The organism is Lysobacter sp. yr284 (genome assembly GCF_900107375.1).
Lineage (GTDB): Bacteria > Pseudomonadota > Gammaproteobacteria > Xanthomonadales > Xanthomonadaceae > Lysobacter.
The window spans coordinates 237,774-260,362 of sequence record NZ_FNPT01000001.1; the positions used below are offsets into that span (position 1 = coordinate 237,774).

Genomic DNA, 22,589 nt, shown 5'->3' on the forward strand with positions numbered 1-22,589 from the left:
ATTCACTCAGCACACCGGCTTAAACCCGTGCATGCGAAGATCGCCGCATGCTCGACGACCCCACTCCCGTCCCGCACGATCCCGCCCAGCCGCAGGCCGCGCCGTATCGCTGGCACGAGCACCGCAACGCCGATGCCTGGGTCTGGGCCTGCGCGGTGGCCATCGCCGCGGAGCTGCGCCGCGACCTCGCCCGCCGCCCGCGCTCGCGCCTGCTGCTGTCCGGCGGCACCACGCCGGCGCCGGTGTACCGCGCCCTGGCACGCGCGCCGCTGGAGTGGGCGCGGGTCGATGTGGCCCTGGTCGACGAACGCTGGCTGCAGCCCAGCGACTCGGACAGCAACGCCTGGCTGGTGAAGCAGAACCTGCTGCGCGACAACGCCGCGATGGCGCGCTTGGAATCGCTGACCCGCCCCGGCCACGGCATGGAGGAAGCGGTCGCCTTCGCCAACGCCCACGCCCGCCAGAGCGCCGCCGCGGCGGTGCTGGGCATGGGCGAGGACGGCCACACCGCCTCGCTGTTCCCGAACATGGCCGCATTCGACCGGGTGCTGGCGTCGAAGCAGCCCTACGTCGCCATCGACGCCGGCGGCCAGCCCGGCGCGAAGCAATGGCGCAAGCGCATCAGCCTGACCCCGAACGGATTGGCGTATGCGCAATCGCGGTTCCTGCTGATCCAGGGCAAGGCCAAGCGCGAGGTGTTCGCGCAGGCGCTGGCCGACGGCGACCCCAAGCGCTGGCCGGTGTTGCTGGCGATGCAGGGCGAGGTGCCGCTAGACGTGCATTGGTGCCCGTAACGGCGCGGGCATCGCGAAACCCATCTGTCGTCATGCCCGCGAAGGCGGGCATCCGGGGCTTCGCCGCGACAACGCTCTGAAGTCTCTGGATAGCCGCCTTCGCGGGAACGACGGCATCGAGGATTGCGCGCTGCCTTGTGGGAGGGGCTTCAGCCCCGGCGCTTTTGTCTAAGACGTGGCGATCCGGCCGGAAAGTGTCGGGCCTGAAGGCCCTCCCACGGATCCTCGCGACTCACTCCACCTCGACCGTCACCCGCGCCGGCGTCCGCTCGATCCTGAGCTCGCCGTCCTTCCATTCGCGCGTCTTGCCGCCCACCACCGTGCGTCCGGGCTTCGCCGCCAGCGGCCACTTCAGCGCCAACCCGCCGGGCGGCATACGCAGGCCCGAATCCAGTTCGAACACGACCTGCGAACCCGCGCGGCGCAGGCGATAGCCCAACGCCCCGTACGGCGTGCGCAGCCCCGCGACCGTCACGCCCTCGCCTTGCAGCCAGTCCGCCGGCACGCCCGCGGCCAGCACCAGCGATTGGTCGAGGTCGCGGGTGTAGGCGAACATCTCCAGCACCGAGCGCACATAGTCCGATTCGACCCAGGCGTGCGGCAGGTCGCCGACGAAGAACGGCTTGCGCGGCGTGCGCGAGACCACCTCGGCCCACTGGTTCCAGCCGCGCGGCTGCTGGTCCTTGAAGAAGAAATCCAGCGCCTCGTGCGCGCGCTCGCGCCAGCCCAGGCGCACGAAGCTGCCGACGGTGCGCAGTTCGTACGGGGTGTAGTCCTTCCATTCGCGGCGGCCGTCGCGGCGATCGACGAACTCCTTCCAGTAGCGCTGGAAGGTGTTGTCCAGCAGCGGTTGCGGCAGCCGGCCCTGCTCGCCGCCGGGCGCCAGCGCGATGGTGGTCGAGGTGGCGTCGAAATCGCCGAGTTCGGCGGCGCCGGGAATGTAGTCGATGCCGTGGCGGCGCGCGGCGTGGCCGATGGAGGCGTACAGGTCGGCGCGGAACTGGTCGCGCGCGGCCGCGAACGCGCGCGCGTCCTCGTCCTTGCCGAGCCAGTTCGCGATCTCGACCGCGTCCTTGTAGCCGCGCAGCGCCCAGAAATTGTCCCAGTACGAATGCATCGGCTTGGCCGAATAGCCTTCGTGGCTGATCGAGGCCGGCATCATCCCGTAGAACGCCGGATCGCGCGCGCGGTTGGCCTCGGTGCGCTCGCTCGCGCGCAACTGGTCCATGTAGCGCACCGCACCGACCACGTGCGGCCACATCTGCGCGAGCAAGGCGCGGTTGCGGTCGTAGCGGTACTGCTCGGCGATGGCGAAGATCAGCTCGCCGTGGCTGTCGTTCTCCGGCACCGGGTCGCTGCCGCGGTCGTCGACGCAGCACGGCACCTTGCCGTTGGCGAACTGGTACGGCGCGTACCAGCGCAGGAATTGTTCGGCCACGTCCTCGCGGCCCAGCCGCAACAAACCTTCGTTGATCATCGCGCCGTCGCGGATCCAGGCGCGCGCGTAGGAGCGCGTGCCCGGCTGCAGGCGCGGGCCGGTGCGGCTGATCAGCATGTGCGCGAGCGCGGTGCGCAGGGTGTCGACCAGATGCTGGCCGGACGCGGGCACCCGCAGCCGGACCCGGTCGAGCTTGTCGCGCCACTGCTGCGCCACGATCTTCTGGCGCTCGCCGGCTTCGGCCAGGTCGACGAAGCGGCCGTCGTCCTCGCCGATCAGCGCGCTGCTCCAGGCGAACTCGCGCGACTGCCCCGGCCCCAACGTCACTCGATAGACCAGCGCGCCGGAGGCCATCGCGTTGCGGTCGTTTTCGATACCGGTCGAGACCGAACCGCCGAAGCGGCCCAGGAACTCGGCCTGCGCGCTGCAGTCGCCGCAGCGCCGGCGCCAGTCGGCCCGGGCCAGCGACTCGACCACGCCGCCCTGGTCGAAGCTCGCCGCCAGCGTGGCGTCGGCCGCGCTGGCCTGGATCCGCCGCGCCGACACCCGCCCCTCGCCGCCTTCGACGCTGAAGCCGTGCGTGTCGGTCGTCAGGCTGCCGATGCGGCTGACGCCGCCGACCTGGCTGAGGAACTGGGTCGGCGGATTGACCTGCAGCGGCCGCAACGCGAGCACGAACTGGTAGCTGCGCTCGCGATCGGTGTCGTTGCTGAGCCGGTAGCGCGCGATCAGGCGCGCGCCGCCGCCGCTGTGGCGGCGGTCGTCGGCGAAGGCGGTGATGTCGAGCTTGAACTGCGGATGCCGCCAGTGCGCCGACGGGATCGGCAGGTAGCCGTCCTGCAGCGTCTGCGAGGTCTGCACGTCGGCCCAGGTGACCAGCTCGTCGTCGCTGACCACGAACGGCTCCAGGCTGAAGCCGCCCTTGCCCACTTCGACCGCGCCGTCCTCGCCGATCAGCGCCTGGTCGGTGCCGCCGTCGACGCCGATCAAGGTCCAGTACGGCTGCTCGCCGCTGAAACCGCGCGGGAAGCGCCCGCGCGGCGCCTCGGCGGCGATGGCGCGGACGAAATCGTTGGGGGTGGCGGCGAATTGGAGCGGCTTGACCTCGAACTCGGCCAGGGCGATGTCGGCGCCAGGGCCGCCGTGCGCGGTCAGGCGCAGGTAGCGCGCCTGCGCTTCGGGCAACGCGAGGTAGTCCGCACCGCCGTCGCCATCGCCGAGCGCGGCGGCGTCGCGCCACTGCCGGCCGTCGTCGGACAAGGCCAGCCGATAGCTCGACGCGTAGGCCTGGCCGAGCCAGCGCAGCACCACGCCGCCGAGCTCGCGCGAGCGGCCGAGGTCGAAGGTGAACTGCGGCGGCTTGGCTGGATCGAGCCGCGCCCGCCAGGCGGTGTCGCGCTTGCCGTCGACCGCGTCGCCGGCCGCGCCGCCGGGCAGCGCGGCATTGGCGCTGGCGCGGCCCGCGTAGGGCCCGCCCGGATCGACCGGCAGCGGCTGCAGGCTCAGCGAGTCGAAACACACCGAGCCCTTGCCGCCGGCGCTGTTGTAGACGGTGAACTCGAGCTTGGCGCTGCGGCGCAGGCTCGGGTCGGGATCCGGGCCCCAGGCGCGGGCGATATGCCGCTTCTTGTAGACCACCGGCGTCCATTGCCGGGGGTAGTCGTAGCGCGGCTTGTTGACCCACCACACGTTGTCGCCGCTGGCGTCGACCAGCTTGAACTGCAGGTCGTTGGCCGGCGAGTCGCCACGCAACTGGAACGCGAACTGATAGTTGTCGGGGTAGTCCAGCGGCAGTTCGCGCTGCAGGCCGGCGTAGCCGGAGACGCCGTTGAAGTCGTAGTCCAGGCACAGCGCGCCGCCGTCGGCGCCTTCGGTCTTGCGCAGCGTGGCGGCGACCTGGTCGGACACCACGACCGTCCACGGCGCGGCGGACTCGAAGTCGTCGAGCATGTGCGCAGCGCCGGCGGAGGCCGCCGGCGATGCCGCTTCGGCCGCGCAGGCCAGCAGCAGCAAGCCCGCCGCCGAAGCCGCGACCGCCCTCGCCTTCCCGCGCCCATTCGCCGCAACGCCGGCCCGGGAAAACCGCAACGTCGGGGACAACCACTTCGCCATCGCTCGCACTCCTTCCGCCGCCACTCGCGGCCCATCCATCGCGACTATCGCAGCCCCGGGCACCGGCAAGCGCCCGACGCGGTCTCAGCCCTTGACGCTGCCGACCAAGAGCCCTTGCAGGTAATAGCGCTGCAGCACCAGGAACAGCAACAGCACCGGCACCACGGTCACCACCGAGCCGGCCATCATCATCTCGTTGTCCTGCACGTGCTCGCGCGAAAGCGAGGCCAGCGCCACCGGCAGGGTCTGCAGGTGTTCGTCGCTGAGCACGATCAGCGGCCACATGAAATCGTTCCAGGCGCCGAGGAAGCTGAAGATCGCCAGGGTCACCAGGATCGGCCGCAACGCCGGCAGCACGATCTGGAAGAAGATCCGCAGTTCGCCGGCGCCGTCGATGCGCGGGGCTTCCAGCAGTTCGTCGGGGATCGAGCGCGCGTACTGGCGCACCAGGAAGATGCCGAAGATGCCGGCCATGCCCGGCACCACCGCGCCGGCGTAGGTGTTGATCAGGCCCATCTGCTTGAGCATCAGGAACAGCGGCATCATCGACACCTGCGCCGGGATCACCAGCGCCGCCAGCAGCAGCCGGAACACGGTCTCGCGCCCGGCGAAGTCGAGCTTGGCGAAGGCGTAGCCGGCCAGGGTGTTGAGCAACACCGCGATCACCGTCACCAGGGTCGAGACCAGGAAGCTGTTGAGCAGGTAGCGGCCCATGCCCATGCGCGAGAACAGCTCGCTGTAGTTGTGCAGGGTCGGCGAGGCCGGCCACAGCGGCGGCGGGAACGCCGCGGCCTCGCCGGGCTGCATCAGCGACACCGCCAGCATCCACAGCAGCGGCGCCAGGCTCAGCGCCGCCAGGCCGAGCAGCAGGCCGTTGACGATCGCGCGCGCCAGCCAGGCCGGCATGCCGTCGCGGTTCATTCGACCCCCTTGCGCCGCGCCAGCCACATCAACGCGCTGGTGCTGGCGGTCATCAGCACGAACAGCAGGAACGCCACCGCCGAGGCGTTGCCCAGGTTCCACCACTTGAAGCCTTCCTCGTACATCAGGTACAGCACGCTGACCGTGCTCTGCAGCGGGCCGCCCTGGGTCATGACATAGGGTTCGGCGAACAGCTGGAAATAGCCGGCCAGGGTCAGGATGCTCACCATCAGCAGCACCGGCCCCAGGATCGGCAGGGTGATGTGGCGGAACTGGCGCGTGGCGCTGGCGCCGTCGATGCGCGCGGCTTCGTACAGGTCCTCGGGGATCGCCTGCAGCCCGGCCAGGAAAATGATCATGTTGTAGCCGAAGTTCTTCCACACCGCGAACACGATGATGCTCGGCATCGCCCAGCGCGGATCGCCGAGCCAGTCGACCGGATCGATGCCGACCGCCGACAGGCCCCAGTTGATCAGCCCGTAGCGCGTGTGCAGCAGGTAGCGCCAGATCACCGCCACCGCCACCACCGTGGTCACCACCGGGGCGAAGAAGGCGGTGCGGAAGAACGGCTTGAACACGCCGAGCTTGGAGTTCAGCAGCAGCGCCGCGCCCAGCGACACCGCGATCGACAGCGGCACGCCGACGGCGACGAAGTACAAGGTGTTGCCCAGCGCCTTCCAGAACAGCGGATTGCGCAGCAGGCCCAGGTAGTTGTCGAGGGCGACGAAGCGCAGGTTCTCGATGTGCGCCAGCGAGTAGATGTCGAAGTCGGTCAGGCTCAGCGCCAGCGCCGCCAGCACCGGCAGGCCGAAGAACAGGCCGATCACGCCCAGCGCGGGCGCGGCGAACACCCAGCCGGCGGTGGACGGTCTCATGCGCCCTCCCCGGCCGCGGCCGCCGGTGCGGGCTTGGCGGCGCGCTTGTCGGCCTGGTCGAGCATCCAGCGCCGCTTCTCCAAGATGCGGTCGGCGCGGCGGTCGAGTTCCTCGGCGGCCTGGTCCACCGTCAACCGGCCGTTGGCGAGTTGTTCGCCGACCAGCTTGATCTCCATCGCGATGCGCTCCCACTCCGGCACCTTCGGCGCTGGCCGCGCGCGTTCGAGCTGGTCGCGGAAGGCGCGCGCATACCGGTCGCCGACCAGCGCCGGCGCGTTCCACGATTCGCGCCGCGGCGGCAGGTTGCCGGTCAGGCCGTGGAAGCGCATCTGGGTGCCGGGTTCGGACAGGTAGGCGATCAGCTTCCAGGCCGCGTCCTGGCGCCGGGAGCCGCGGAACAGCACGAAGCTGGCGCCGCCGGCCACCGACGCGCCGGGCCCGCGCTCGCCCGGCAGCGGCATGGTCATCCACTTGTCCTGCAGGTCCGCCGGCAGCCGCCGCTTGAACTCGGCGATGTTCCAGGGGCCGTTGACGTAGAAGCTGAAATAGCCGCGGCCGAACTCGTTCCAGACGTTGGCGATCTGGGTGTTGCTGGCCAGCGGCGCCCACTTGCGCTCGAACACTTCGCGATAGAACGCCAGCGCGCGCTTGAACCCCGGGCTGCGGAAATTGCCGTAGCGGCCGCCGTCGCGCAGCAGCGGCTCGTCGGCCTGGATGCCCAGGTTCAGCAGCGGCTCGGGCTCGTTGAGCGGGAACAGCGCGGCATAGCGGTCGGGGCCGACCTCGCGCTTGATCGCCGCCATCGCCGTCTTCCATTCGTCCCAGGTCTGCGGCGGCCGGGCGATGCCGGCGTTTTCCAGCAGGTCGCGGCGGTAGTACGGCAGCCGCGTCTCCACGTACCACGGCACCGCATAGGCCCGCCCGTCGATGACGCCGGTGTCCCAGGCGCCGGCGAAATAGTCCTGCGCGCGCAGTCCCGGCGTCGCCGCGATGCGCCGGTCCAGCGGTTCCAGCGCGTCGAGCAGGGCGAACTCGGAGACCCAGGTATTGCCGATCGCGCACACGTCCGGCAGCGAGTCGCCGGCGAACGCGGTCAGCAGCTTCTCGTGCGCGGAGGTGATCGGCAGTTGCTGCACCTGCACGCGGATGTCGGGGTGGCGGCGTTCGAACTCGGGGATCAGGCGCGCGACCATCTCGCCCTCGAAGCCCATCGCCCAGAACTTCACCACGGTGCGGCCGTCGCCGCCGCCCGAGCAACTGCCCAGCGCCGCGACGAGCGGGGCCAGCAGCAGCCAGGAGACGACGCGTCGAAACCATCGGGTGCCCCATCGGGCGCCGGCGAACGCCGCCGCCCGCGCGCGACCGTCGCCACGGGCCGCATCCGCCGCCCGCTCCGCTGCGCTGGCTCGCTGCGCGCGCGCGCTCAGGCCCACGCCGTCAATCCGGCTGCTTCGACGCCGGCTTCGGCGGCGTACGTCCCGCGCGCGACTCCGCTTCGCCGAGCGCGCGCGCGGTGGCCGGGTCCATCGGGCCGTCCGGCTTGGCCGCCGGCCGGGCCGGCTCGGCCGGCTTGTCCTTGCCCGCGTCCTGGCCCTTGTCCTTGGCTTGCGCCGGCGCCAGCCAGCCGCCCTTGAAGCCCGCGCGTTCCAGGCCGGTGCGGATGTAGGCGTTGCGCTTCATCACGTTCCAGACGAACTCGTTGCGGTAGTTGCCGATCATCGCCAGGATCGGCCCCTGGTCGATGCCGATGTAGTCGCTCGACACCCAGCCCTGGTTCGGCACCAGCCGCCCGGTCTTGAGCGGGATGTCGTAGTTGAAGCTGGGGTTGAACGAATCCAGGAAGCCGTAGCTGGAATAGATGTACTCGCCATAGCGCTCGTGCATCGACAGCGTGGTCGGGATCACGATCTCCGGCGCGAACGGCAGCGAGGCGATCGCCGCGGTCGGGGCGATGGTGCCGTCGTCGAAGTTCTCGCGCAGGCCGGCGCCGCGCGCCGAGTAATGGCGGAACTGGCGCTGTTCGCCGCGGTATTCCTGCAAGGTCTGCTGCGGCCCGTCGCTGGCGGTCAGGCCCCACAGCTCGGGGCCGTAGTCCTTCCACTTCATCGGGTTGGCGATGGCGTAGGCGCGCTGGGCGTAGGCGGCGCGGCGGCTGTTCTCGAAGTAATCGATGCCGCGCTCGCGCATGTAGTCGTCCTGGATGCCGCGGAAGTCGATCCAGACATGGCTGTACTGGTGGCCGAACAGCGGGCCGAAGGCCAGGAACTCCTCGCCCTGGTACACGCCCCAGACGTCGTTGTAGGTGCGCGTCCACACCGTCCAGGCTTCCGGCTCGACCGGATGGGTCGGCGAACCCAGCGCCAGCACGTACAGCAGCATGGCCTCGTTGTAGCCCATCCAGTCGTGCTTGATGAAACCCGACTCGGGGAACCAGCCCATCGAGATCAGCGGCTTGTTCTGCTGCAGCCACTGCCAGTCGACCCGCTTGTACAGGGTGTCGGCGATGTCGCGAATTTCCTTCTCGCGCGCGTCGTCGCGGTCGTAGTACGACTGCGCGAACAGCACGCCCATCATCAACAGGCCGGTGTCCACGCTCGACAGCTCGACCCAGCTGTCGTAGCGCTCGCCCTTCTGCATGTCGAGGAAGTGGTAGTAGAACCCCTTGTAGCTGCCCTTGCCGCTGGCCTGCGGCCCGGCCGGCAGGTCGCGCAGGAACTTCAGCGTGGTCAGGGTGCGGTCGACCGCCTGGGTGCGGCTGACCCAGCCGCGCTCGATCCCGATCGGATAGGCGGTCAGGGCGAAGCCGACCGAGGCGATCGAGGCGAACGGGCGCGAAGGATAGCGGTCGGGCGTCAGGCCGTTGCGCTCGTTGCTGGTGTCCCAGAAGAACTGGAACGTGCGCTTCTCGATATCGCGGAACAGCGGCGGCAGCTCCAGCCGCTCCTGCTTGAGCGGTTCGACCACGACCGGCCCGGGGCTGACGATGGGCTGGGTCTGCGATTCCGTCTCGGGCTTCTTGCAAGCGGACAATGCGAGCAGCAACGTGCCCAGGAGCGTGAAGGAAACGGCGCGCGTTGTCGTTTTCGCCAGTTGCATGAAACCGAAGACCCCTGTGTCTTGGTGGAAACGTCGTCGCGAACCTCGTCGCGTCCTGCGCGGCCGGCCGCCCGGGTCCGGGCGGCCGGCGCGGCGCTTACCAGTTGAAGCCCATCGACAGCTTGAACATGCGGGTCGGCAACGAGATATTGTCGCGCCGCTCGCCCAGCGTGGGATTGGGCGCACCGACCACGCCGCGATAGGTGTCGTAGTCGATGTAGTTGCGCCAGTTGAACACGTTGAGCACATCGCCGCGCGCCCACAGCTTGAAGCCCGCGCCGGTGTCCCACTCCTTCTGCAGCGCCAGGTCGAACTGCTTGAAGCCGATCGTATCGTCCGGCGTGTACGGATCGAAGAAGCAGGCGTTCGAGCCGTACACGACGCAGTTCGTCGATTCCTCCGCTTCCGGGCTGGCCAAAGTCAGCTTGCCCGACAGGGTCATGCCGTAGAAGTCCATGATGCCGGTAGCCACGAAACGGTGCCTGGAGATGCCCAGCGCGCGGGTGAAGCCGACGCGGTCCAGGTTCGGATAGTCGAACGTGAAGATGTCGGAGTTGTTGCGGTTCTCCTTGGCGTCGGTGAAGGTGTAAGCGAAGCTCACGCCCCAGCCCGACTCCTGGGTGAAGGGTTTCTCCAGCGACAGCAGCAACTGCTTGGTCTTGGTCTCCACCGCGTTGTTGCCGAGGAAGAACTTGCCGAAGCCCGGCAGGGTTTCGCCGAACGGCGCGCTGCCGAAGCTCACCCCCGGCGGGAAGAACGTGCCGTCGGGGCGGCGGTTGCCGAGCGAGAACAAGATGCCGTCCTTGCTGTGCACGTAGACCGCCGTCGCCGAGGAGTTCCACTCCTGGCCGAACAGCTCGAACGCGTTGCGCATGCCCAGGCTGAACTGGTCCGAATACGGCGTCTTGAGGTCGTTGTTGAGCAAGAACACCTCCGAGCCCGCGTTCGGCCGCTGCCGCGCCAGCGCGGCCAGAGTTTCGGGATCGTAGAAGCTCGGATCGAAATTGAAGCAGTTGCCGTTCGGGGTGATCGTGCAGGTGTGGTTGGGCGAGTTGAACTGGTAGGTGACCTGCTGGAACGCCAGGCGATAGCGTTCGTAGGACAGGTAGTCGAACTGGTTGCGGTTGTAGGAGCGCCCGGCGCCGCCGAAGATCACGTGGCGCTCGTCGCCGTTCAAATCGTAGGAGAAGCCCAGCCGCGGCTGCCAGCCGTCCTTGAACGCCTTGCGGTTGCTGCCGGTGCCGATGTAGTCGTTGTAGTCGTAATCGACGTTGGCGTTGTTGATGTTCGCCCAGCCGCGCAGCGCCGCGACCAGGTTGGCCGGGGTGCGGTAGTCCTCGTAGCTCGGGGTCTGTTCGTAGTCCCAGCGCAGGCCCAGGTTCAAGGTCAGGTGCTCGTTGACCTCCCAGTCGTCCTGCAGGTAGATGCCGAACTGCTTGTTGCGCGACTTCACTTCCGGCGGGAAATCGCCGGCGGTGCCGGAGAACACCACCTCGTAGGGCGTGGCGAAGTCGCGGATGTCGTAGCGGAACTGCGGCGAGTACGGCTGCTTCTCCATCGCGTTGATGTCGACGACCTTGTACTTGAAGCCGGCCTTGACCGTATGCCCGGCCCAACCGCTCCAGGTGAAGTCGTTCTGCAGCCCGTAGCCCTTCTGGCCCTTGTCCTGGAAGTCGCCGCCGCCGCCGAAGAACAGCACCTCTTCCATGTCGGGGTGGTCGCGCCCCTCCTGGCCCTGCTTGGGCACGCGCAGCTGGAAGCCGTTGGCCACGTTGGCCGGGCGCGGGCCGAAGCTGACGTCCTCGTAGGTGAGGTGGGCGTCGTTGAGCCAGTTCTCCGCGCTGTACTGGTAGCGCAGGTCCAGGCGGGTCTCCTCGCCGGCCTTGAGCGTGCCGTACTCGGGCAGGCGCGCGCCGCCGATGCCGGTCAGCTCGTCTTCCTTGCGGTACTTGGCGGTGAACTCGATCAGGTGGTTGTCGCCCGGAGTCCAGTCGATCTTGCCGAAGTACAGGTCTTCCTTGAACGGCGCGCTCGGCGACTGCCGGGTCATCTCCTGGAACTGCGCCGGCAACTGGTCGATGCGGAAGTTGCGGCCGGGGATGATGGTGCGCGGCGAGCTGTACTCCTTGGCCTCGTAGGTCACGAAGAAATGCATCTTGTCCTGGATCAGCGGGCCGCTGAAGGACGCGCCGTACTGCTCTTCCTTCTGCTGCGCCTTGGGCACCTCGCCCTTTTCCTCGCGCGGGGTCTTCGACGCCCACTGGTCGGAGGTGTAGTCCCAGAAGAAGCTGCCGTGGAAATCGTTGCCGCCGGACTTGGTCACCGCGGTGATCGCGGCGCTGCTGAGCTGGTCGTACTCGGCCTTGTAGTTGGAGGTGATCACCTTGTACTCGGCGATGCCCAACTGCGGGAACGGATTGCCGCGGCTGGAATCCTGCCCGGTGATGCCGCCCTTGAGCACGTAGTCCTTCTGGCCGACGCCGTCGACGTAGACGTTGATGCCGTTGCTGAGCTGGGCGCCGCTGCGCAGCTTGGTCGAGCCTTCGGTGCCGGTGGTGAACTGCACGCCCGGCACGATGTCGGCGAAGGCGAGGAAGTTGCGCGAGCCCTGCGGCAGCGCGGCGATCTGCTTGCTGCTGACGTAGGTGGCGATTTCCGAGGTCTTGTTCTCGACCAGCGCGGTCGAGGTCACCGTGACCTTGTCCAGGTCGGTCGCCTCGCCCGCCGGCGCGGTCTCGGCGACGCCGCCGGTGGACAGGTTCAAGGTCGCCGACTGGCCGACGGCGACGGTGACGTTGCGGGTGTTGGTCTGGCCGTCGGCGTTGACGTCGATGCGGTAGTTGCCCGGCGGCAGGCCGGCCAGGGCGTAGTTGCCGTCGCTGCCGGTCTGGACCTTGCGCACCAGGCCGCTGGCCAGGTTGGTCGCGGTCACGCTGGCGTTGGCCGACGGGCCGGCGTTGCCGCTGATCACGCCGCGGATGGTCGCGGCGGTGCTTTGCGCCAACGCCGCCGGCGCGGCCATCGCCAGGCACGTGGCGAGCGCGCAGGCGAGCAGGCTGCGGCCGGGGACGAATCGGGATGGAGCAAGCGCGGTCCGCACGCGTCGGGGCCGGTCGGATCTCGACCGTGGATGTCGGCCTTGCTTGTCGTTGTCGTGGTTCATCTGCGTTCCTCCCTCCAAGGAGCACGTGACTGCTGTGCAGCGTTGACGAAACGGCATTCGTTGTAATCGCTTACACGCGCGGCCAAATTTTTTTCGCCCGAATCAGGCGCCGCCCCCCCGGCGAAGTCCCGATTCGCGCACGATCAATTCAGGCCGCAGCGGCTCGCTTTGCCGCGGTTTTTCCGGGTTGGAATCGTTGTCGTTCGGCGGGTTCCTGTCCGCTGCCTGGTCGTCTGCCCGAGCCGCTGCGGCCGGGTGGGAATGGACGCCGGACGCCTCCGCGGCGGCCGGTTCGGGATTGAGCCGGGCCAGCAGCATCCGCGCCGCGCGCGCGCCCAACTCGGCGATATTGACCCGCATGGTCGTTAGCGCCGGGTGCACGTAGCGCGCCAGCGGGATGTCGTCGAAGCCGGTCACGGCGATGTCGCCGGGCACCCGCAGGCCGCCGTGGACCAGCCCGAACAGGCAGCCCAGCGCCATCATGTCGTTGGCGGCGAACACCGCGTCGGGACGTTCGTGCGCGGCCAGCAGCGCGCTGCCGGCGGCGTGGCCGGAGGCTTCGTCGAAGCGGCCCGGCAGCACCCACTCGCGCGCGTCCGGCAGCAGCCGCGCCAGCGCTTCGCGGTAGCCGCGCAGGCGCTCGTTGGCGTCGAAGTTGTCCTCGGGCCCGGCGATGAAGGCGATGCGGCGATGGCCCGCGCCGACCAGGTACTCGACCATCGCCTGGGCGCCGCCGTAGTTGTCGACGTTGAGCGAAGGCGTGTCGGCGCTGACGTCCTTGGCGTTGATCAGCACCGTCGGCAGGGTCGCGGCGAGCTCCTCGGCGATCGACGCCTGCGCGGCGGCATACGGCGACATCACCAGCAGGCCGTCGACGCGGCCGCGCATCGCCCGCAGCGCCGAGACCTGTTCCTCGGGCTGGCCGTGGTAGCTGGACACCAGCAGGTGCAGGCGATGCTCGCGCGCGACCTGGTCGACGCCGCGCACCAGTTCGGAGAAGAACTCGCCGTGCAGGTCCGGCAGGACCACGCCCAGGGTCTGGGTGCGGCGGCTGCTGAGGCTGCGCGCCGCCGCATGCGGCGTGTAGCGCAGGTCGTTGGCCACGGCCAACACGCGCCGGCGTACGTCCTCGGCGACGTTGCCATGGCCGTTCAAGGTCCGCGATACTGTCGCCACCGACACTTGGGCCGCGCGGGCGACATCTTTGATCGTCACGCTCACCACAGTCCTCGACCGCTCCTCGCGGTTGGAAACTGCGACGACTGTAAACGTTTTCAGGAACGAGTGTAAAGCGCTTGTTATGAAAACCGGCTAGCGGCCCGAAAACGGCCGAATCCGCGGCGAATCGATGCTGCAGCGCAGCGCGATCGAAGGCATCAACCAACGCACCGGAGTGAGCGGCGAGCCAGAACCGTCCGCTGCATCGCGCTGCTTGCTGGTCTTCGCCGTAGCCTCAGGCTTCTTCCGGCGTCCTGGCGCTGATCGCCAGCGCATGGATGTCGGTGGTCATCAACTCGCCCACCGCCGCATACACCGCGCGATGGCGCGCGATCGGCGCCAGGCCGGCGAACGCGGCGCTGACCACGGCGACGCGGAAATGGCCGCGCCCGTCCTTCGCACCGGCGTGGCCGGCGTGGCGGTGGCTCTCGTCTTCGATCTCCAGCGCGGTCGGCGCCAGCGCCGCCTCGATCGCGGCGCGGATCGCCGCGGCCCGCTGCTCGCGCGGCAGGCTCACGGCAGCACCTTGCGGAACGGGCGCACCTCGACCCGCGCATACACGCCGGCCTCGACATAGGGATCCGCGTCGGCCCACGCGCGCGCGGCCTCCAGTGACTCGAACTCGGCCACGATCACGCTGCCGCTGAAACCGGCCGGACCCGGGTCCTCGGCGTCGATCGCCGGGCACGGCCCCGCCAGCAGCAGGCGGCCCTGGTCGCGCAGCTCGTGCAGGCGCTGCAGGTGCGCGGGCCGCGCCGGACCGCGCTTGGGCAGCGCATCGGCGACGTCGTAACCTTCGATCAGATACCACATGGCGAACCTCGGCACAGCGGCGTGGGAGAGCGCGCATTGTAGCCGCCGCCCGCGCCGCGGCGGCGTTGCGCGACGCGGCGGCATGGGCCGCGCCACGCACGACGGGGCTTCATCGCGAGACGCCGCAAATCCAAAGGACAGTCCGCACCACCGTAAAACGAAACAGCCCGCATCCGAAGATGCGGGCTGTCGTGGCGCGAACCGCCGCGGCGATCAGGCGATCAGGCGACCTTGGCCGGAGCCTGCTGGTTGCGCTGCTGCTCCTGCTGCTGGCTCTGCTCCTGCTGCTTGGCCGACTGCGGCACGTCCTGCTGCAGGCGCTGGGTCGACTGCTCCACGCTCTGGTTGACCGCCTGGTTGGCGTCGACGTAGGCGCGCTTGTGGCTGGGATCGTTGAGCTCGCCCTGCACCGCGAACAGGCCGGTGCCGTTGGCATTGCGGGTGACGTGGTTGATCTCGGTCAGGCCGCTGATGCGCGCGTCGTAGGTCAGCGTGGCCGCGGCGCGCTCGATCTCTTGGTGGTTCTTGAAGCCGCCGAGCTTCTCCAGCCCGGTCACCGCCTGCTGGTACATGGCGTTGTCGCGGTGGGCCGGGTCCGACAGCAGCGGGCCGGCGTTGGCGTCGTGGCGCGGCTGCGCGGTCTTGAGCTCGCGCAGGGTGTTGGGGCCGGCGATGCCGTCCACGGTCAGGCCCGGGTGCTCTTTCTGGAACTGCTCCACCGCGTGCTTGGTGCGGTCGCCGAACTTGCCGTCGGCGACCAGCGCCTTGCCCTCGGCGTCGCGGTAGCCCAGCGCGTTGAGCCGCTCCTGCATCGCCTTCACTTCCGGGCCATGCTCGTCCTTGCGCAGCACGCCGTCGGCCATCGCCGGCGCGTCGTGCTTGTCGCCGGGCTTGTGCGCGTGGTTGTGGGCGGTGCCCGCGCTGGTGCCGGGGTTGTGGACGAGGCTGCCCTTGCCGGACACGTCGCTGACCTGGGCCTTGCCGGTCAGGTTCTCCGAGTGCGGCGGGTGCTTGTCGGTGGTGATGGCGCCGCGGTCCATGTCGCGGATGTAGCGGTCCATCTGCGGCAGGTAGCCGGTGTTGATGTCGATGTGGACGTGCTTGCCGAAGGCGCTGGGATTGCCCTTGTTGAAGCCGCCCTGGATGCCGACCGACTCGCCGTACTCGATCTTCTGGCCTTCGCGCAGGTTGGTGTTGCGCAGGTCCAGGTGGCGGTACTGGGCGATCATCTCGCGGCTGGGGTCGTTGCCCGGCTTGTCGTAGATCTGGACGATGCCGTTGGCCGGGTCGATCTTGCCGATGTAGCCGTTGGCCACCGCCGGCACCTTGACCGAGGCCGAGCCGCCGGCCTGCAGGACGAAGTCCTTGGACACGAAGTGGTCGCCGTCGCGGGTGACGGTGGCGCGTCCGTTGTAGTTGCCGAGCAGCTCCTCGCGCTCGCCGTTGACCGTGCCGTAGACGCGGCCCTTCTCATTGCCGCGGCTGGGGTGGTGACGGTCGAGGTCTTCGAAGTCGTGGACGTTCTGGACCTTGCTGCCGACCGATTCGACGATCTTGTAATTGGGCATCGCACTTCTCCATGTCGATGTTTCGTTGCGCTCGCGCGCAGGGTGATGGGGCCGGACCCGCGTCGGTGTCGCGGGCGCGCTGGTCAGCGCAGCTGCAGGGTCAGCTGCCAGCACCCTTGTTGGTGTTGGAACACGTACGCCTCGGGCGGACCCAAGGTCTTGACCACTTCATCGTCGGGCGAGAACTCGGCCTTGACGAAATCCAGGCGCATGCGGTCGCCTTCGAGCTTGCGGTCGAGCTTGATCCGGGCCAGCTCGCCGTCGGGCTTGCCGGGCTCGAAATAGGACCACTGGTAGTCGACCAGGGCGATCCGGAACGGCTCGGTCGGCCCGGTCTGGTGCGTGATCGGCTGGTCCGGGGCCTTGATGTCGCGTAGCGCGAAGCCCGGCGAGGTGTACGCGGCGCGCTTGTCCGGCTCGCCGATGAAGGCCTCCAGGAAGCTGGCGAAGCCGTCCTCGGTCTTGGCGCAGGCGCCTTCGGGCAGGGCCGGACGCGCGGCGACGGGGCTGGCGGCGGGCGCAGGCGCGGCAACGGCCGCAGCCGCGGGCGCGGACGGTTCCGGCGCGGGCGCCGGCTTGCTGCATGCGGCCAATGCCACGGCCAAGGCGAGGGCCGCGATCCTTGCTGAGTTCATCCTGTGATTCCCCAAAACTGCGCGATACGCGCGCGATGGCGCCAGTCTAGCCGCGGGCCGTCCCCCAACGGCTGGCGCATGCGAAGCATAAACCACCTGCCCGCCGCGCACCTTTACCGGATCAGCTTGGCGCGGTCGCGTCGATCATTTGCACTAGAACGCGCGCCGCGGCCGCCGCCGGCCGGGCCGCCGCCGCCCGCGCCCGGCGGCGCGCCGTTCATGCCGGCGCTGGACACCATCGCCCCCAGCCCTTACCCTAAACCCCGATTGCCGTCAGGCCGGATGCAGCAAACCCCGTCGCGACCGGAACCCCACGCCCGTCGCCACGTTCGCCCTCGTACTCCCCCGCACCTCCGGTGCGCCGGTACGCGTGCATCGCCGCAGTCCTCCGGCCCGCGCCCGCAAGCCTCCTCAGCCCCCGCCCGCCTGGTTCCGACCGGCGCGCAGGCCGGACTTGTTCGGGCCAGCAGCGCACACCTTTTTGAGTGGTCCGTAGCACCCGTAGGGACGTTTCGTCCGGCCGCAGGGGTCTTCCCCGCAGCCCGGCGTCGGTCCCGGCGCAGCCCCGTGCCGCGCGCATCGTCGCAACAAGCTGTGCCCACGGCCCGGAGGGGCCGGTTTCCGATGACCAACCAAGCCGCGTCCGCCGACGAATCCGCTGCGGACTCCACCGCCGAATCCGTCGCCGGGCCCAAACCAGGCCAGGTGCCAGGCCCGAGCGCGCCGCAGCAGCAGGAGATGCCGCTGGCGGTGGTGCACGGCCAGCCGGTGCTGCAGATCCCGCAGGACCTGTACATCCCGCCGGACGCGCTGGAAGTCATCCTGGAAGCGTTCGAAGGCCCGCTGGACCTGCTGCTGTACCTGATCCGCCGGCAGAACCTGGACATCCTCGACATCCCGGTGGCGGACATCACCCGCCAGTACGTCGAGTACATCCAGGCCATGCACGAGATGCGCTTCGAGCTGGCCGCCGACTACCTGGTCATGGCCGCGATGCTGGCCGAGATCAAGTCGCGCATGCTGCTGCCGCGCGCGGTCAACGAGGAAGGCGAGGAAGAGGACCCGCGCGCCGAGCTGGTCCGCCGGCTGCAGGAGTACGAGCGTTACAAGAAGGCGGCCGAGGACATCGACGCCCTGCCCCGCCAGGACCGCGACACCGCGCCGGTGCAGGCCTTCGTCCCCGACCGCGCCGCGGTGCGGCTGCCGCCGCCGGTGGAGCTGAAGGAGTTGCTGCTGGCCCTGCACGACGTGTTCAAGCGCGCCGAGCTGTACACCCAGCACGCGATCAAGCGCGACGCGCTGAGCGTGCGCCAGCGCATGGGCGAACTGCTCGCGCGCATGTCCGACGGCGCGTTCTACCGTTTCGAATCGCTGTTCACGGTCGAGGAAGGCCGGCTCGGCGCGGTGGTGACCTTCCTCGGCCTGCTGACCCTGGCCAAGGAGCAGCTGGTCGAGATCGTCCAGGACGCCCCGCTGGCGCCGATCTACGCCAAGTCGCTGGCGCTGATGAAGGACCCGGACGAGATCGAGCTCAGCAGCGAGTTCGACTCGGCCGCCAACGACGAAGACCGGGCGTGAACCGGCGCGCCGGCCCGTCCGCGCCGCGGACCCGCAACCCGGCGCGCCCGCCCCGACCGCTGCACCCGCCCCACCCGGCCGCCCGCGGCCCCGTCCCTTCCCCGTTCCCGACTTCCGAATCCCGGCTGTAATGGACCAACCGCTGATCACCCGCATCGTCGAAGCCGCCCTGCTCGCGGCCAACCAGCCGCTGTCGCTGGCGCAGTTGCACGCGCTGTTCCCCGAGGACCAGCCGCCGCCGCCGGACAGCGTGGAGAGCGCGCTGCAGGCGCTGCGCGAAGGCTGCGCCGAGCGCGGCGTGGAACTGGTCGAGGTCGCCTCCGGCTTCCGCTTCCAGGTCAAGGCCGACGTCCACGCCTGGGTCGCGCGGCTGTGGACCGAGCGCCAGACCCGCTACACCCGCGCCACCCTGGAAACCCTGGCGCTGATCGCCTACCGCCAGCCGATCACCCGCGGCGAGATCGAGCAGGTCCGCGGCGTGGCGGTCAGCAGCAACATCATCAAGGCGCTGGAAGAGCGCGAGTGGATCCGCGTGGTCGGCCACCGCGACGTACCCGGCAAGCCGGCCCTGTTCGGCACCACCAAGGCCTTCCTCGACTACTTCGGCCTCAAGCGCCTGGACGACCTGCCGCCGCTGTCGGAGCTCAAGGAGATCGGCGAGCTGGAGCCGCAGCTGCCGCTGGACGGCGCGCCGATCCCGGCCGGCATCGCCGCCGAGGGCGAGCAAGCCCCCGGCGAAGGCGCGGACGCGCCGGCCGACGCCGGACGCGCCGCCAACGACGAGGCGCCGGCCGAGGGCGAGGACCCCGACGCCGCCGGCGACGACGCCGAAGCGCAGGCCGACGCGGCGCCGCAGCAAATCCCCGAATCCCAGTCCGCCGATGCGCCCGCCGCGGCGACGGACGAAGACACCGAACACACCGTCCTGTCGGACGACCCCGAAGCCGCGCCGGGCGAGCGCGCGGCGGACGCGAACGAACACGAACAAAGCGAACACGCCGTCGAGACGACGACCGACGCTCTTAGCGAGCACGTTCCGCAACCAGAGGCCGAGTCCGAAGACGACCGGCCGGAGCAAGACAAATGACTGAAGAAACCCGTCGCAAGCTTTCCCTGAAGCGCGCCAGCGACGCCGCGGCCGAAGCGCCGCGCCTGGAAGAACGCCTGCACAAAGTGCTCGCGCAAGCGGGCCTGGGCTCGCGCCGCGCCCTGGAGCAGCGCATCGCCGACGGCCTGGTCAAGGTCAACGGCGAGACCGCCCAGGTCGGGGTGAGCATCAAGGGCGGCGACAAGATCGAACTGGACGGCCGCAGCTTCGTCGCCAGCGCGCTGACCGAACCCTCGCGCGTGCTGATGTACAACAAGCCCGAAGGCGAAGTCACCACCCGCGAAGACCCCGAAGGCCGCCCGACCATCTTCGATTCGCTGCCCGCGCTCAAGGGCGCGCGCTGGATCGCGATCGGCCGCCTCGACATCAACACCACCGGCCTGCTCCTGCTCACCACCGACGGCGAGCTGGCCAACGCGCTGATGCACCCCTCCTTCGAAGTCGAGCGCGAATACGTCTGCCGCGTGCGCGCTCCCGAGGGCGAGGAGACCGTGCCGGACAATCTGGTCGACCGCCTCGCCCGCGGCGTGTCGCTCGAGGACGGCCCGGCCAAGTTCGACGAGATCGAACGCATCGGCGGCACCGACTCGCACGACTGGTTCCGGGTCGTGGTCAAGGAAGGCCGCAACCGCGAAGTGCGCCGCCTGTGGGAATCGCAGGGCTGCCAGGTCAGCCGGCTCAAGCGCATCCGCTACGGCGGCGTGGCGCTGCCGCGCGAGCTGCTGCGCGGGCATTCGCAGGAACTGGCCGGCGACAAGGTCGAGACGCTGCGCAAGGAGCTGGGCCTGGAAGAAGGCCAGCCCTCGGCGCTGACCCTGCAGCCGGTGATCGGCCAGCGCAAGGCGGCCAAGTCGACCGTGCACCTGTCCGGCGAACGCGCGCACGGCTACGTCGGCGGCCACAACACCGCCGACGAGGGCCGCGAGCTGCGCCGCTTCGACCATGTCCGCGAAGACCGCGGCGGCCGCGGCCGCGGCGGCCCGCGCAAGCACGGCGGGCTCACGGTCAGCGGCGAAGCCGCGGCCAAGCAGTCCAACAAGCCGTTCAAGACCCGCAAGGAAAAGGGCGTCAAGCCGCTGCCCGAGGGCAATCCGGCAGCGTTCCGCACCTGGTACGTGCCCGAGGGCGTCGAGACCGGCCCCAGCGGCCACCGCAATCCCGACGGCCGCGGCAAGAAGGGCGGCGGCGGCGGCGGTAAGCCGGCCGGCGCCGGTGCCGGTGCGCGCGCCGGCGGCCGCGGCCGCTCCCAAGGCGGCGCCGGTTTCGGCGGCGCGGGCGGCGGCAACAGCCCCTACGGCGGTGGCGGCGGTGCCGGCAACGGCGGCCGCAGCCAGGGTCAGGGCCAGCGCGCGGCGCGGCCCTACGGCCACCCGGGCAACGCCCCGAGCTTCCCCTCCGACCACGCCAATCCGGGCGGCTTCAACCCCTACGGCGGCGAGCGCCCCGCGCGCGGCAACGCCCGCCCGGCCGGCGGCAAGCCGGGCGCCGGTCGCGCCGGCGCTCGTCCGGGCGGCGGCGGCAACGCCCGTCCGGGCGGCAATGCCCGTCCCGGCGGCGCGCCGCGTCCGGGCGGCCCGCGCGGCGGCGGACGCCCCGGTGGCGGTCGCGGCCCTCGCGGCTAAACGCCAGCGGGCCGTACCGAGGTGACCGACGAAGGGCGCGCGAGCGCCCTTCGTCGTCTCCGAAGCCGGCGCATATCGGACAACGCCGGCAAACCAGCCGGCAACATCGGCAAACAACAGCGAATCCCTGCGCCCACGACCGCCCGCGCGCAATCCGTCGGGCGACACCGCAGTGTTTCGCCACGGTCACTTGTGCAATGCACAATTCCTGCCATTTTCGTAGCGTCCCTGCGCAGGAGTGCCTGTCATGAACCTTCCCGCCTCCGCCGTGCCCGTCGCGGCCCTGTCCTTGCGCGACCGCGTCGACGACGCCCTGGACCGCGCCCTGGCCGAACGCCGCCTGGTCGGCGCGGTGGTCCTGGTCGCGCGCGACGGCGAACCGGTCTACCGCCGCGCCGCCGGCCAGGCCGACCGCGAGTCCGACCGGCTGATGCGCGAGGACACGATCTTCCTGTTGGCCTCGGTGACCAAGCCCATCGTCGCCGCCGCGGCGCTCAAGCTGGCAGAGCAGGGCCGGATCGACCTGGACGCGCCGGCGACCCGCTGGCTGCCGCAGTTCCGCCCGCAGCTCGCCGACGGCAGCGCGCCGGAGATTTCGCTGCGCCAGTTGCTCGCCCACCGCTCCGGCCTGAGCTACCGCTTCGGCGAGCCGGCCGGCAGCGACTACGACATCCACGAGGTGTCCGACGGCTTCGACCAGCCCGGCCTGGACATCGACGAGAACCTGCGCCGCCTCGGCGCCACCCGGCTGCGCTTCGCGCCCGATACCGGCTTCAAGTATTCGCTGGGCCTGGACGTGCTCGGCGCAGCGCTGGCGCGCGCCACCGACACGCCGCTGCCGCAGCTGGTGCAGGAGCTGATCGCCGCGCCGCTGGCGATGGCCGACACCGGCTTCCAGGTCGCCGACTACAAGCGCCTGGCCGCGCACTACAGCGACGGCCTCGCCGCCGACGGCTCGCGCCGGCCGCTGCGCATGCACGACGGCAGCGAAGTGGCGTTCTTCGACGGCGTCCTGCGCTACGCCCCGGGCCGGATCGAAAAGGCCGCCTCCTACCCCTCCGGCGGCGCCGGCATGGCCGGCACCGCCGGCGACGTGCTCAAGCTGCTGGAAGCGCTGCGCCGCGATGGCGGCGAGGCATTGGCGCCCGAATCGGCGGCCGCGATGATGCGCGCGCACACCCCGGCCCCGATCGAAGGCCTGGACCCGGGCTGGGGCTACGGCTACGGCGCCGCGGTGCTGCTCGACCCCGTCGCCGCGGCCACCCCGCAATCGCGCGGCACCTTCGCCTGGGGCGGCGTGTACGGGCATTCCTGGTTCATCGACCCGCAGCGCGGGTTGAGCGTGGTGGCGCTGACCAACACCGCGCTGGAGGGGATGAGCGGGCAGTTCACCCTCGACCTGCGCGATGCGGTGTACGCCGGGCTGGACGTCTGAGGCCAGGCCGACCGGCCTACGGACGCGGCCCGCGCCGCGCCTGAAGGGGAGCGTTTGCGCCCCGATCGTTCGAATACAACGGCCGCTCCGTGCAGGAGCGGCGCAAGCCGCGACCGCGCCAACGCAACTGCGACGACAGCCGCCCGCGAGCGGCCCGGCGGCGAACGCTTGCCCACGGTTGCGGCGCGATCGGCCGCCCTGCGGTCGCGGCTC

General features: G+C 70.1%; 14 protein-coding genes and 2 pseudogenes. 5 read left to right on the forward strand and 11 right to left on the reverse strand.

The annotated features are described in order from the left end of the window. Positions 1-47: 47 nt before the first annotated feature. Positions 48-794 (forward strand): 6-phosphogluconolactonase, encoded by a 747-nt coding sequence (gene pgl / locus BLV01_RS00835; protein ID WP_091793209.1) that lies wholly within the window; start codon positions 48-50, stop codon positions 792-794. A gap of 232 nt (positions 795-1,026) precedes the next feature. Here pgl and BLV01_RS00840 read toward each other — a convergent pair whose 3' ends face one another. The 11 genes and pseudogenes from BLV01_RS00840 to BLV01_RS25080 all read right to left on the reverse strand — a co-directional run bounded on the left by BLV01_RS00840 (position 1,027) and on the right by BLV01_RS25080 (position 16,603). Beyond that, a complete protein-coding gene (locus BLV01_RS00840; protein ID WP_091794565.1) occupies positions 1,027-4,182 on the reverse strand; it encodes a discoidin domain-containing protein in 3,156 nt (1,051 codons plus the stop codon). A gap of 246 nt (positions 4,183-4,428) precedes the next feature. Beyond that, entirely contained in the window at positions 4,429-5,265 is an 837-nt protein-coding gene (locus BLV01_RS00845) for a carbohydrate ABC transporter permease (RefSeq protein WP_091793211.1), read from the reverse strand. Then, entirely contained in the window at positions 5,262-6,140 is an 879-nt protein-coding gene (locus BLV01_RS00850) for a carbohydrate ABC transporter permease (protein WP_091793213.1), read from the reverse strand. The genes BLV01_RS00845 and BLV01_RS00850 overlap by 4 nt, the downstream gene beginning before the upstream one ends. Continuing rightward, entirely contained in the window at positions 6,137-7,573 is a 1,437-nt protein-coding gene (locus BLV01_RS00855; protein ID WP_254782466.1) for a sugar ABC transporter substrate-binding protein, read from the reverse strand. The genes BLV01_RS00850 and BLV01_RS00855 overlap by 4 nt, the downstream gene beginning before the upstream one ends. Before the next feature lie 4 nt (positions 7,574-7,577). After that, on the reverse strand, positions 7,578-9,236 hold the full coding sequence (locus BLV01_RS00860; RefSeq protein ID WP_091793215.1) for a glucoamylase family protein: 1,659 nt from the start codon (positions 9,234-9,236) through the stop codon (positions 7,578-7,580). A 97-nt stretch (positions 9,237-9,333) separates the two neighbouring features. After that, entirely contained in the window at positions 9,334-12,336 is a 3,003-nt protein-coding gene (locus tag BLV01_RS00865; RefSeq protein ID WP_254782467.1) for a TonB-dependent receptor, read from the reverse strand. A gap of 345 nt (positions 12,337-12,681) precedes the next feature. Further along, positions 12,682-13,623 (reverse strand): annotated as a pseudogene (locus BLV01_RS00870) (LacI family DNA-binding transcriptional regulator); the annotation flags it as partial. Between the two features lie 229 nt (positions 13,624-13,852). Then, entirely contained in the window at positions 13,853-14,128 is a 276-nt protein-coding gene (locus BLV01_RS00875; protein WP_091794569.1) for a BolA family protein, read from the reverse strand. 2 nt (positions 14,129-14,130) lie between these two features. Continuing rightward, positions 14,131-14,430 carry a YciI family protein gene (locus BLV01_RS00880; RefSeq protein WP_091793221.1) on the reverse strand — a complete coding sequence of 100 codons (300 nt, stop codon included), beginning with the start codon at positions 14,428-14,430 and terminating at the stop codon, positions 14,131-14,133. A 221-nt stretch (positions 14,431-14,651) separates the two neighbouring features. After that, positions 14,652-15,998, reverse strand: a complete 1,347-nt coding sequence (locus tag BLV01_RS00885) for a peptidoglycan-binding domain-containing protein (RefSeq protein ID WP_091793223.1) — start codon at positions 15,996-15,998, stop codon at positions 14,652-14,654. Between the two features lie 83 nt (positions 15,999-16,081). Next, on the reverse strand, positions 16,082-16,603 hold the full coding sequence (locus BLV01_RS25080; protein WP_175485721.1) for a hypothetical protein: 522 nt from the start codon (positions 16,601-16,603) through the stop codon (positions 16,082-16,084). 654 nt (positions 16,604-17,257) lie between these two features. On the opposite strand from BLV01_RS25080, the gene BLV01_RS00895 reads away from it, so the two are divergent. From BLV01_RS00895 to BLV01_RS00910, 4 genes and pseudogenes are all read left to right on the forward strand, one after another. Continuing rightward, positions 17,258-18,211: a segregation and condensation protein A gene (locus BLV01_RS00895; protein ID WP_091793226.1), complete on the forward strand. Its 954-nt coding sequence runs from the start codon at positions 17,258-17,260 to the stop codon at positions 18,209-18,211. Positions 18,212-18,341: 130 nt separating this feature from the next. Beyond that, positions 18,342-19,302: pseudogene (scpB, locus tag BLV01_RS00900) on the forward strand (SMC-Scp complex subunit ScpB). Further along, positions 19,295-20,941, forward strand: coding sequence for a pseudouridine synthase (locus BLV01_RS00905; protein ID WP_091793228.1), 1,647 nt, complete (start codon positions 19,295-19,297; stop codon positions 20,939-20,941). Before scpB ends, BLV01_RS00905 begins: the two are co-directional and overlap by 8 nt. A 247-nt stretch (positions 20,942-21,188) precedes the next feature. Continuing rightward, positions 21,189-22,376, forward strand: a complete 1,188-nt coding sequence (locus BLV01_RS00910) for a serine hydrolase domain-containing protein (RefSeq protein WP_091793230.1) — start codon at positions 21,189-21,191, stop codon at positions 22,374-22,376. Positions 22,377-22,589: the final 213 nt, after the last annotated feature.